Source organism: Mesorhizobium sp. M1312, from assembly GCF_040318115.1.
Taxonomy (GTDB): domain Bacteria; phylum Pseudomonadota; class Alphaproteobacteria; order Rhizobiales; family Rhizobiaceae; genus Mesorhizobium.
In genome coordinates, this window is the sequence record NZ_JAMYLQ010000007.1 from 204,826 (window position 1) to 217,080 (window position 12,255).

Annotated in this window: 7 protein-coding genes; 2 read left to right on the forward strand and 5 right to left on the reverse strand. The window is 57.0% G+C overall.

The window, feature by feature from the left end; genetic code table 11:
• Nucleotides 1-400 precede the first annotated feature (400 nt).
• From NKH36_RS11700 to NKH36_RS11720, 5 genes are all read right to left on the reverse strand, one after another.
• A complete protein-coding gene (locus tag NKH36_RS11700; protein WP_352962058.1) occupies nucleotides 401-772 on the reverse strand; it encodes a hypothetical protein in 372 nt (123 codons plus the stop codon).
• A gap of 170 nt (nucleotides 773-942) precedes the next feature.
• Nucleotides 943-1,281 (reverse strand): 4a-hydroxytetrahydrobiopterin dehydratase, encoded by a 339-nt coding sequence (locus NKH36_RS11705; protein WP_352962060.1) that lies wholly within the window; start codon nucleotides 1,279-1,281, stop codon nucleotides 943-945.
• A gap of 619 nt (nucleotides 1,282-1,900) precedes the next feature.
• Nucleotides 1,901-3,037, reverse strand: a complete 1,137-nt coding sequence (locus tag NKH36_RS11710; protein WP_352962063.1) for a DUF4238 domain-containing protein — start codon at nucleotides 3,035-3,037, stop codon at nucleotides 1,901-1,903.
• An 82-nt stretch (nucleotides 3,038-3,119) separates the two neighbouring features.
• Nucleotides 3,120-6,146, reverse strand: coding sequence for a DEAD/DEAH box helicase (locus NKH36_RS11715; protein WP_352962066.1), 3,027 nt, complete (start codon nucleotides 6,144-6,146; stop codon nucleotides 3,120-3,122).
• Nucleotides 6,147-6,192: 46 nt separating this feature from the next.
• Nucleotides 6,193-7,011 carry a Hachiman antiphage defense system protein HamA gene (locus NKH36_RS11720; RefSeq protein WP_352962069.1) on the reverse strand — a complete coding sequence of 273 codons (819 nt, stop codon included), beginning with the start codon at nucleotides 7,009-7,011 and terminating at the stop codon, nucleotides 6,193-6,195.
• A 277-nt stretch (nucleotides 7,012-7,288) separates the two neighbouring features.
• Here NKH36_RS11720 and NKH36_RS11725 point away from each other — a divergent pair, with 277 nt between their 5' ends.
• Both NKH36_RS11725 and NKH36_RS11730 read left to right on the forward strand, forming a co-directional pair.
• A complete protein-coding gene (locus NKH36_RS11725; RefSeq protein ID WP_352962072.1) occupies nucleotides 7,289-10,636 on the forward strand; it encodes an NERD domain-containing protein in 3,348 nt (1,115 codons plus the stop codon).
• Nucleotides 10,637-10,646: 10 nt separating this feature from the next.
• Nucleotides 10,647-11,795 carry a hypothetical protein gene (locus NKH36_RS11730; RefSeq protein WP_352962075.1) on the forward strand — a complete coding sequence of 383 codons (1,149 nt, stop codon included), beginning with the start codon at nucleotides 10,647-10,649 and terminating at the stop codon, nucleotides 11,793-11,795.
• Nucleotides 11,796-12,255: the final 460 nt, after the last annotated feature.

A 12,255-nucleotide genomic window follows, 5' to 3' on the forward strand; every position in this document is an offset into this window, starting at 1 on the left:
CCCGGAGGGTATTCAGAAAGCCATAAAAATCAATTGATTAGAGATCAGTGGGACTTCAGAGTATTCAAATCTTTTCCAATGTTTTTCGATGTTGTTGTCCCACTCAGAAGTACCTCAGTCCACCAAGCCGACGCACTGAACGCCTCACTCGGAAGGGAGGTTTGCGCAAGGCGAAAGGAAGATCGCGTCGGTGTGCAGCCTTCCTGAGAAAGGTCGCGGTAGCGCCATGACCGGACGTTCCCGGCACCTCTCCAAAGCGGCCGTTCGCGCTAACGGGAGTCGCTCCAAGGGGTAGTCCAACTTCTGGCGGTTTTCGTCCCACAGCCTAGCCGCTGGACGGTTTTACTCCGCCCGCACACTCGGCACCTATGCCGTGGTCATCGGCTCGCACTGACTTGCGTCAGTAGACGGGGCAGCCGCGCTCGCGGCCGAACGTCAGATAGACGCGCTCACCATCGCGCGACCGACCGCGCACTTCGATAGTGCGACGACCCGCCGTGACGATGCGGGCCGGCCGGACGCCCATCCGCTCGGCCTTGTCGAGCGCTCGGTCTTCCGTGCAGCCGCGACGAACGACACGCTGCTCGACATAACGACCCTCGTAGCAGTCATCGTCTTCGTAAGGATCGCAACGTTCGCGCGTGCGGAGTTGCGGGCCATCGCGGCCGATGCTGAACTCGAATTCTTGTGCTGCGCTGGAGCCGGTATTCAGCGGCAAGCCCGAAATGCCCATTGCCAACGCAAGGGCGGAATTGATCAGGAAATTGCGCATAGTCGGTCCTCCATTTAACACCACAACGATTTGGGAGAGCCTGGGTTTCAGCAGACGACGAGATTTCTGGGGGTCATGGGGATAATCTGGAACCGGCTATCGGCAGCGGTTTCAGATTTCGTTAGCAAAATGCGACACGCAGCTCGGCCTGCGCTGAGCAAGGGCCGCTCTTACAGACCAGCTAGCTGATTGATCTTCGCTGCCATGATGAAATCGTTCTCGTGCAGGCCCCTGATCTTATGGGTCTGCAGCGAGATTTCCGCGTAGCCCCAGCCGAAGCAGATGTCCGGATGGTGCCCTTCCTCTTCCGCCAACCGGCCGACCCTGTCGACGAAGGTGAGTGCTTCCCGAAAATCCGCAAACTTAAATTTGCGGCGTATCAGGTGTCCCGCCTCCAGAATATTCCAGCCGGGCGTCTGAGAAAGATATCCGCCGGCTTCCTTCTCGGTCAGCGGCGGTATGCCGCCGCGGCAGGGCGTACAGGTTTTCTGGGCAATGTTCTCTGCCATGACAATCTCCCTTGCACATTGGGGTTCCAGGTGCAGCGACCACTGTTTACCGCACCCGATATTTGCTCGCATAGTGCTTGCGGAGAAACTTGCGAATCTGCTCAGCAAGGCGCTTGTTGTGGGTCTTCCTCGGCCGATCGCGGCGCTTTTGTGGACTCAGTCGATCGGTGCCCCGGCTCTGTTTTGCGTGTTCGTGCATCTCAGATCACCAGCGGCAACGGGGCCGTCTTCCGTTCAAGAGACGATCTCGACTGGGTTCCGATCGCGAGCCCGAACCGAGGACGCTCTCTGACCACCAGCGTCGGCGAATTGTCTGTATCGCCCGGTCACGCCGGCCAGCGGACGTTGAAGTATCCATCGATTGCTTCATCAACGGAGTTGCGAAAATCCATTCCCACACAACTGTTATGGTGCAGGTATTGTGAACGGCAAGCTCAAGCCCGAACAGAAGCGGTTTCCGCCGCCGATCCTGGCCGCCGGATTGGGTCAGTAAACGGCGAACTCGCGCCAACTGCTGACGCTCAGCGCGAAGACAATCAACGTCCTGTTATGGGGCCGTAAGCCGTCCGACTGTTCTAGGGAGCGAAGATCGAAAAGCCGCCGGTCTCATTCCGAAGTGTCAGGTTCGCCGCTGCAGTTCCAATGCCCGGTCGACACGAGCGACACGGTCAGGGTCTCGAAAAGGCGGTACCTCCAACGACGTAAGCAATGCCGGTTTGAGCAATTTGCAGTTGATGAACGGAAGATCGAGTGGCACTGTCGAAGGCGCCTCGCCCGATCCGTGCCGCGTTCGCAATTCGCTGTCCGATTGAAATACGATCTCTTCGCGGAATATCGTTCGCTCGGTGCGACGGCATGACGACCAATCCAATGCCGATGCTTGCAAAGCGTGCTCGGACGTATCCGGCGACACGAGCAATACCGCATAAGCAGATTCCCAATGAAGGTCGTTAATTAGGCGAACCTGTGCGTCGTCGTCGACCCTGACGAGACCTCCCGCATTCTTCTGCACGGTGTACGCTCCGCTGTCGAATCCGAAAAGGACCAGCCGTGGGCCCAATGGCAGGAACAGCTGCAACCCCACGTTTGCGTAGCCGGTAACGCCGATGTGTTGACCTTCATACAACCTGTTATGGAAGACGACAGGAGTATCGGACGCGATGAAGGCTGTATCACTACCGTTCTGGATGAGTACGAACGTAAGATCGGATAGAAGGCTGGCGCCGATCGTCGCGTAGCTCACTAGCTCGGAAACCGCGTTCGTCCGCCTGATCCGAACTTTGTCGAGCGCGGCGAGCATTTCGCTATTTTCTTCGAACTCAGCCTTCTGGCGGAGTATCGCCTTGGAGATCTTCTCCGATCCCTCATTGTGCTGCTCTGCTGCCCCTACCGTCCGGGCGTGCTGCATGCCGAGATAAAAGATCAGCCATTCATGATCTTGGCTCGCAGGCACCGGTAGCCGGTCGTGATTGATAGCTTCGGCAAAAATTCTCGACGCATGGCCCTCTAGATAACCAAAGGCGCGCTCCGCGCGCGAATCCTTTCCGTAGAAGTAGTTGCGGCACGCCTGACCGCGTATTGGGGCGTTGGGAATGAACTTGGCACGGTCGATCACATAGACACCAATCCGGTTATCGCCGGCGCGCGCGAACAGACGCATATACATCTGCGGCACATAATGATGGCTCTTATGCTCAGGCATCGACGTCGAATCAACCCTTCTCACCGCCTCCAGAAGATCGCGTACCGAAGCCAACTGGCGAATGGCCTCACGACGTCGTGTTGCAACGGCGTCCTGAGGCTTAGCGTGAACGAATGGCTGCGCTGCTCGGCTTATCTCATGCTACAAATTCGTCCAGCACGGAGCTGAAATAGGTGGGGAACGGGTTGAGAATCTCGCGGATTCGAGGTGCCGCAATGCGGGCGGCAAACCGGGCGGTTTCGCGATCACCGACGATTGGAAAAGCATCTGCAAGCGTCTGCGCGACAACGCGGTCGGCAAATCCTGCTTCGAAAAACCCAAGGGCTGCAAGAGATGGCAGGCCGCATTTTAGTTGCCGTTGAAGAAACGCAAGAGCACCAGGCAATTCTCCCTCATCCCCTTCGGCAAGGTCGGCAATGGTGGCGAGTATCATCGCTCCTTCGTATCCTAATCCGCTCTCGCAGATAGCGACGGCATCCTCGACCGTTGGGCGCCGGTTGTTGCCGCCAATGCGAATGCCCCTCTCTACCATCAGTTGGAAGATGGCAGCGAAGGGTGCGCCTTCCACCCAACTTTCGATGATCAGCGGCATGATCGTCTGATCGGAAAGCGATGTGATTGTGCTGCTGCGGTTGTATTGAAGGACAACGGCCGATATCGGCGCGAGAAGCGTTCCCCCCTGAAGGGCTTGGATCAGAGACGCTCGATTGTCAGCAAGCCATGCCTTTAAACTATTGACCGTGGTTGGGGTCAGCGGCGACCGTCGCAGTGTCGCGCGCAACTCTTCCGTCGCCGCCCCTGCAAGGATCCGCTCGGCAATCGTTCGGAAGACGGTTTCGATCTGTACCTGTTGTCCTTCATTGGCGAGGTAATGGGCAAGCGTATTCTTGGCAAGGTTGAACGCACGCTCTGCCAGCCCGTCCACGGCAAAATCCAAATGAGCCAGCAGGAACGAGGCGATGCCATGAACGACCCGCACGCGCTCTTGCAAATATCGCCGGAACTCCTTGGCATCGACGCCAGGATTTTGGTTCACCAATGCGGCAACAGTGGCCTCGACGGTGGTTTCGTCATCGAACAATAGATTATGCAAAAGTTCGACGTTTATCGTTATTCTCTGGGTAGGCCGCCCAAATTCGAAGGGCTGAAAAATTGCGGATATGCTGCTGCTGGACGGTTCTGAATTCGCTGGGTCCAGCAACTCTTTTGCCGTCCGCCACCGCCATCCATCGCGAAGTTGACGCTTTTTATCGAATACCTTCGTATCGGCGAAAATAATGCTGCCTTCGGTATGCATGCCGGCGCGGCCAGCACGCCCAATCAGATTGTGAAAATCCCGAACGAGCATCCGCTCGCCACCCTGATAAACACCTGTGACAATCAGGTATCGGATAGGCAGATTGACGCCTTGCGCCAAGGTCGAGGTACAAACGACAAACTTTATCCGGTCGGTCTTCATCCCGAATTCAACCGAAAGCCGGAGGCCGTTCGGCACGCTGGCATGATGCGGAAAGATGCCAAGCGCAGCGGCTTTCGTCGTTGAGGCCGTTTCGCCGATGTGGCGCGAGAACAGCGACGTCAGTTTTTGCACCTCGTCGGGATCGGCTTGTTGAGCAGGCCGATTGAATGCATTGCTCCGCTCGAACAGGTCCACGGCATTTGCACAGATTTTTACCGCGCTGTCTTTACGGCCGCAAAACACGGCAACGCTTCCCTTGGAAACAAGCTTCAGCCCAAGATAGAGGCCGATCGAGCCTCCATCCTCGGCTTTTGGAAAATACTGGTCGTTGTCCCTGGGCTTAAGTTTCCGAAGCAAAACCCGGTCAATCACGCGAGGCACAAAGAACTCGGCATCGTCGGGGTCGAGCGGGCTCACATATTCAAGGCGGCCAAGCTGTGTCTGCCAGCTTGCAAAAGCAACTCGTCTTGCCGTGGGCAACAACCCTGCGCCATCAACAACGGCGTCTTCGTCATCGATCAACCAGCCGGCTATGTTGCGGGCATTCGCGATCACCGCCGAGATCAGCACAATTTGGGTGTTTTCCGCCAACGACAATTTAAGCGAGGTCAGCAGGAGCTCGTAAGTGACGCCCCGCGCACCGCTGTCAAACTGGTGCCCTTCGTCGTAGATAACGAGCCCGATATGCTGAGCTAATTCCGGCGTTCTTCGCAGCAGGTAGAGAAGCTTTTCTGGCGTAACAATCAGGATCGTTCTCTGTTCCCAGAAATCCTCAACCGCAAGGTCCTTTTGAAAGCTATCAGTAGCCTCATTCAAAACGACATTTTCGCCCGAGAAGGCGCGCGCCATGTCTCCCCGAATATCATGGCAAAGCGATCGGAAAGGGCAAACGATGACTGCCAGTGAGGCGCGGTCGCTGAGGAAGGCACTACGAAGTATCAGCTCCGTCGCCCGGGTTTTTCCGGCGCTTGTCGGCATCTGGATTATAGCCGACGCGCCATGAAGCACCCCCGCTACACAGATACGCTGTTGCGAAGGCCACAATTCGCGCGGAAACGTAGCGCGTTGGAGCGCGGGTTGCCAGATTTCGAGGGCAAGGCCCGAAGCCGTTGGCAAAATTGCCCGCGCAGAGTTGCCAATCTTCTTTCGGAGAATGGCGGTCGCAATATCTGCGTAAAGCAGTTCCCGGCCATCGCCGGAGCGATAGGCCTCGTCGCGAACGGTCAATGCAAGCGCTAGTGCCTCTTCCTCACTCCCAACACCATCGAGATAGGACGCTAGCGCCGAAAGAATCCGATCAGGATAATCACCATAAGCAGTGTCCCCGATTGGTTCGTAGTTGGACCGCAGCAGGCGATATGACAACAAGGCCAACCCTGCTCCGTGTGCAACCGGCGGCGGCTGGGCGCCGCGCGCAACAACCACCGCGCTTCCGGGGTTATCCGCCAGGTAATACGCGGCTGCGCCCAGCAGGGAAAAGTCGACCTCCACGTCGTCGTTAAGACGACTTTCATTGAATGCCTCAAAATAAGTTGCGACGAAAACGACCGACTGATGTGTCGTCTGCTCGCGCCCGGTGACTGCTTCGCCGGCTGCAATGGCTGCGGCTGCATCTCCCAATAGGCCGACGGCTAATGAGAACAACAGTTCCGGCCGCTGTGGCAGGTCAATATGCGCCTCCAGCGGTACGTCGAATTCGTACATTTTTGCTTTCGACCGGGTAACGGCGAGTACGCGCTCCGCATTTGCTTCAGGCCTCATTCGCAGCCCTCGCATACAGTGCGTTGACAAGGTTCATCAGCGTTTCGCCACGAATGACAATGAGCTTTAGGTTCGCTGTGTTGGAGTGACCCGCGGTAGTCGTCTGAGAAACCAGCGTCCCATCATACAAGGAAGAATTCAGCACGGCGGCCGCGCCGCTTATCCGCTTAAAAGGTCGATCGGCCATGTCTTGGAAACGCTGCACTTTCATTGCCGGAGCCGCTTCGCCGCGCTCCAGAAAACGTTGCTTGAGCGCGTTTAATGTTGTCGCTTCCCGCAATATGTCCTTTGCAGAATCGTTCACGGCATCCTGCAGCCGGTTAACAGGCGTGTTACCGGACATCGCTGCCTTGGACTCAAAAACAAAAAGTTCGTCATTTGGATCAATGCCGCCATTATTGACGAACTGGAAACCCAATACGTCGCAGCCCTTGGTCGACTCGTTGCGGCTCCATTTCTGGTCGTACCGAAGTTGCCGTGGGCACCAATAGCCAAGCTTGTATTCAATATAATCTGCGACAAGAATTTCGGCAAAATCGCCCGACCGGATGCTGGGCCCTGGCGCCGCCTTTTCGTCAGGAAACTTCATTTCAAGCAGATATTGGCTGGCGCTTTTGCCAGTTCCGTCGACAAGTTTCTTCAGCATCTCGTCATCGGCATAATGCTCGCGAAAATGCTTCGCCCAGGCCGACAGCACGGCGGGATCGTCACCGAACTGAAGCTCCCATACTTCAATTTCAACACCGTCAGCGGATTTTAGCCGCTCACCGGTATCGACAAGCCAATCAAGATGGGAGGGCGTGGGCATTGTCGGAAATAAACCTTGAAAAATACATGTGCACTACAGGAAATGAAAGTTCTGTATCGGTCATTTACAGTCTAGCTAGTGAAGAGTTTCTATCAAATGCGTGTCGTCGCATATAGCCTGGGATTCGGTCGGTCAAATAGCCCGAAACCCCTTTTCGGCATTGTAATTTTCAACCGCCATTGAGGCTCGGTGGACAGATGGGCGCTCTAAATCTCGACTGGGTCTTGTGCCCGCCTTTCGTGCATAATTGAGTGAAACAACAGAGAAAAGAGCCGCGATGGCTTCCATCGAGATTTTCATTGGCGATCTTATAAAGCACGCATCGGAGCGGGCTACCCTGGCGCATGCCGTCGAGTTTCTATCGGCCCATGGCGTTCCAGCTGTTCTCCTCGCCAATCTGAATTTCGGTGGCCGGCAAATTGACCTCGTGATTGGCCTCGACCACGCTGCCCTTGTGGTAGAATCCAAAGGTTTTACCTCTCCCGTGCGCGGCAGCGAAAACGGCGACTGGCAGGTGAGACTTGCGTCGGGCCGATGGAGAGAAATTCCCAATCTCTACGTTCAGACCCTCAACGAAAAACTGGCGCTCCGCGATTCGATGGCGGCATTCGCACAAGCAGACGTTCCGTACCCCGACGCGGCGCTGGTATTCGCCCCTGTCATCCCGACCGGTTCATCGATCCCGACCGGTGATTTCAAGGTTTCGATAGGCGGCCTGGATGCGTTGCCAGAACTCATCAAGTCAGTGAATCGTCGTGGCTGGTCGTTGGATCGGTGGCGCGCCTTCGCCGTCCATCATCATCTGATAGCGGTCCCCTCGCTTCACGCAGCCTTAAGCCAAAAGGTTCTTGATGCCGAACGGCTGCTGGCTGCTTACGGCAATGCGTTTACGCGTATCTATGGCCCGCCCGCTTCCGAGATGGTCGCGGCCTCATGTCTTCGTGATGGCGAGACGCTTTCCTCGGACACAGTTCTGGAACAGGCGGCACTAGACGAAAACCTGCTGCTCACAGGGGATTCAGGCTGCGGCAAAAGCCTCCTGTCGTACCAGATAGCCCTCACGGCTCTGCGCCTTGGGCGGGTGCCAATTGTCATTCCCGCGAAGGATTTCGAGGGGAATCTGCGCGAGGTGGCAAACCGCGAAGCGGCACTGCTCGACGCAAAATCGGCCGCATCGGTGATTTCGGCGGCGCGGATGTTAGATCGACGACTGGTGCTGGTGGTCGATGGCTACAACGAATGCACGCCATCCGAGCGGCAGCGCCTTACGCGAAGCATTGCTGCTGCTGTGAAGCGGTATGACGCAACCGCCGTCGTTTCGAGCAGAGTAAGTCTTGAGCGCGGCGATCTTCTGCCGGCGCGCAGCTATGCCATCCTCGCCCCAGACACAAGGATGAAGCAAGCCATTGCCCAGCAGGCCGCCAGCGGCGTTTCGATGGAAGCGTTTTCGGAATTGCTTGGTACCGTCGGAAGCGGCCTTGAAGCCAGAATGGTCGGGCAGCTCGGTCAACACTTGCCGCCCGGCACCAGCAAATACGGCCTCTTTGATGCCTATGTGCGCGAGCGGCTTGGCTCTTCGGCGTCGGATGGCATTCGGGCTCTATCCCGCGTTGCCGGGATGATGACCGAGCGGATAAGTTTCGGCCTATCGGTTCGCGAGCTTGACCGTTTGTCGGATCGCGAAGGGGTCTCTGGTGACCTGTTGCAAACGCTTCAAGCGGCCAACATCTTAAACAAACGCGGCGACCGGGTGAGCTTCAGTCACGAGATGTTCCTTAACGTGTTTGCCGCCGAAGCGATTATCCGGCGCTCCGGCAATGATGCCGACGCGGTGGTTGCAGCCCTGCGGTGGCCGCAGCATCTCGAAATGAAGCCTTTCGTGCTGGGCGCCATCGATGACGACAGCTTTCGGCGCCAGGTGCTGTCCACCATATCCGATGCATGGGTCGTGCAAGCATGTTTTGGCGGTCAATGCGGGAATGACGCACAACTCTGGGCCAACAAGCGCTGTGACGACGTGCTGGAGCGGATCGCGCAAGAAACTGAAACAGTGCGGTTTGAACTTTCGGAAGAGTTCCATTGGAGCGTCCAGGCGCAGCCCGAGACCCTTCAAGACTGGTCTCCGCAGGACCGGGCCGTGCTTGAGGCAATCCCATCCGAACTTGTAGCCGGGCGACGTCTCGATCAGGTGCTGAGCCTGATCGGTAAAATGGATCAGCGGCTTGATGAAGAACAGCGCAGGCTGCGGGACGAAGCGAAAGAGAAGAAGGTGGGCTTGCGCAGCGGCCTTTATTCGGTGAGCTACACGGGTTTCGGCGGGCGTGAGATCGGCCTCAGCCAGATTTGCAGTCCTATTCATAGTGGGCACCTCTACAACGGGCCCAAAGTCGCGCCCACGGCAAATCTTGCCGAGCGATTGCGTTCTGAAACTCTCAGCCCAGGTCAAGTCGGGTTGCTGGTCGAGCTGGACCGATATTCCGACCGGAACGACCCTTCCCTAGGGACCGTCTTGCCGGACATACTGTATCGCATCTGGCCAAAGGCGGGTCATCATCTTCGGTTAGCGCTTATGCATGCGGCGGGCATGAGTGCCCATGCGCTCAACGATGACCAGCGCCGAGCCCTGATTGCTGTCATCGAGGACCTGATGCCCTCGAATGGCGGTTTCGACTCATCGGGTATGATTGATGCGTTGAAGTTCCTCGGTGCTTTGGACGACGCCCAAGCCGAACATGTCACAAGCGTCAAAGAACAGATGGAAGTGGTGCTAGCGGATCGCGACAATCCCTTGATGTGGCAAGCTGCCGACGGCCTTTGGAATGCGCAATTCGACCACCCCTATGATACGGCCTATTGGGAGGGGTGGAATGACCTGCCGAGCGAGGATCGCAAAGCGCTGACCATCATGGCGGCCAAGGGTGCCGAAGGCCACTGGATGTTCACGCCGGCCCTGATCGCGGAAGTCGCATCCTATGCCGACCCGGCGACAGCGCCGATCCTCGCGCGCTGGGCGGCTCTGCCGCCGAAAAAAGAAGTCATGATACAGGACGCCATTCGCACTTTCGAAATGGCCTACGCAGCACTTGCACGACTGCATGCACCGCTGCCCGACTTTTCGACCGAAGCCCTTTCCTCCGCCGACCAAGCGCTCCTAGCCTGTGGGGCAATTATCTACTGGCTGAACCGCGATGACCTTTCGCTGGCGGAGCGAAGGCTTAACTGCGCGGGGTCTCTGGCGATCTTGTCACGCCACGAACTTGGCGTGGCCGCGACCGTTGCCGGGGAGTTCTATGGCACTGACCACACATTTTCTGAGAGCGCGCAGCGCCTTCCCGGATCGGAGCCGGCGACCGCTTCATTCGCCCAAGAATTTCCGGAGGAAATGGCTGCCATCTATCGAGCCGCGCTTGAACAACCCGCACAACAAACCGGGTATTTCGAGTTTTTCGGCATTGCGTTTGTAATTGAGAAAGCGTTGGCAAATCTCGGTCGCTTAGGCAACGCGAGCGACATCAAATTGTTGCAGGCCTGGTCGATCGATCCCAGCCTCGGCCATGCCGCGGTGCGGGCCATCAAAGCGATTGAAGAAGCGCCGCACGATAGAAGACTTAAGGTCCCTGGCTAGGACGTAATTTATGCCGGACCAGATATTCCGAATTATCCGCCCCAAATTCGTGGCGCTCGACTCCTCGCATCTCGGCGCGGTAGCAGCAGACAAGACATCGACCGACCATACCCAGCAGGCGCGGGCCAAGGCATTTGAACAAGCCTTCGCGGAAAGCGGCAGCGTGCTGCTGCTCTGTTGGGACCACCTCCAGGAGCTTTTTTCGCACAAGGGTGAGGATGTAGCGGCGCAACGTGTCGCTTACCTTCGGTCCCTGCCCATGGTGGCTGCTATCGCGTCGTTCCGAAAGGAAGACCTGATTGGCTCGGTCACCGACCTGCAATCATTTGAGATTGCCGCTGCATTCCAGAATCCGGCAATGGAAGTTGAGGCGGTGCGCAACGAAGCGGCAAAAAGCATGTTCCGGCTCACCAGCGGCGCTGACCTCGTTCGGCCGTTCCTGGAAAGCTGGACAGCACTTCGCGCTGGTTTTATCGAGAGCGAAGAACGAACCCGCGAAGTGGTTGCAATATCCAAATCCAATTTTGCGGACAATTCCGATGCCAAGATGGTCGATCTCCTCAACGACGAGCTTCGCACACCCCAAGATATGCAACGGCAGTTCCAGCGCCTGCATGACCGCCTTGCGGCGGATATACGGGAACGTGGCGACAAACGTATTCCCGACGCCGAACAATCATCAAAGGAGTTTTTCGAAGAGGTCTTTCGCTTTGGCGTAAAGGCGATACACCCCGACAATCCCGGGCTGCGGATTCTGCAAGCAAGCGGGCTCGACTTATCTGATATCGGCCCGGACACGACGCTTGCCGATGTGGGCGACCTGGCTGTTTTCCGTAGAAAGTTGGAAGTGCTGAACCGCAAGCTAAGGTTGCCGTGGCAGGAACTGATTGCGAAGGTAAAGGAAGAGCGGTTGCCGTCCGGTGTGATTTACAATGCCATTCGACGGTTTCATCCCGACACGCGAGAATGGGATGGCAGTGAATTGACCGACCGTCATCTCGCCTGTCTTTCCGCCTATGCTGATGTTACCTACGTCGACAAGCGAACGCATGAAGCGTCGCGGCAGGCACGGTCAAAATCGCAGGCTTTCGCTTCTGTCGCGCGGCATATTGAGAAAGCCCGGACCTATGCCGAGATCGCAGACCAACTCGGGCAGTGATCCTTGAGCACGCTTACACTGGCGATCTCCAATGGTGAGACGGAAACAGGTGTGAGGTTGGGATCTCTAGGTCGCGATGTCAGCTTCTGGGGATAGACGAGAGGTTGGAATGACCGACATCGGGCGCAAAGCTGACAGGCCGTTTAGGGGACCGGAACCGGAATGTCGGGCTTCTAAAGCCGATGGCAGAAAGCGGATACGCTGTGGCGGCATTTGAGGGCACGTTCCTGCTCTTGATTATTGCCAGTTAGCTGTGCGCGCAAATCGGGAAAATGGAAGGGCCGGAGGCAGGAGCACGGCCCTCAGGCCGAGGCGCTAATCAAGCGGGTCGGCAATGATCGCGAAAAGCTCAATACGGCCTGCAGCGAAACTAACGAAGTAGTCGCGCGTTGGACGCGGATAACGCTATTTCGTCTCTGGAGTATGGTTTAGGTCAGAGTGGTCAAGCCAACGTCGCGTA

Bases quoted from the DNA above. Each gene is read 5' to 3' on its own strand.
- NKH36_RS11725 (WP_352962072.1), top strand. From the start codon at position 7,289: ATGGCTTCCATCGAGATTTTCATTGGCGATCTTATAAAGCACGCATCG.
- NKH36_RS11730 (WP_352962075.1), top strand. From the start codon at position 10,647: ATGCCGGACCAGATATTCCGAATTATCCGCCCCAAATTCGTGGCGCTC.
- NKH36_RS11705 (WP_352962060.1), bottom strand. From the start codon at position 1,281: ATGGCAGAGAACATTGCCCAGAAAACCTGTACGCCCTGCCGCGGCGGC.
- NKH36_RS11720 (WP_352962069.1), bottom strand. From the start codon at position 7,011: ATGCCCACGCCCTCCCATCTTGATTGGCTTGTCGATACCGGTGAGCGG.
- NKH36_RS11715 (WP_352962066.1), bottom strand. From the start codon at position 6,146: ATGTACGAATTCGACGTACCGCTGGAGGCGCATATTGACCTGCCACAG.
- NKH36_RS11700 (WP_352962058.1), bottom strand. From the start codon at position 772: ATGCGCAATTTCCTGATCAATTCCGCCCTTGCGTTGGCAATGGGCATT.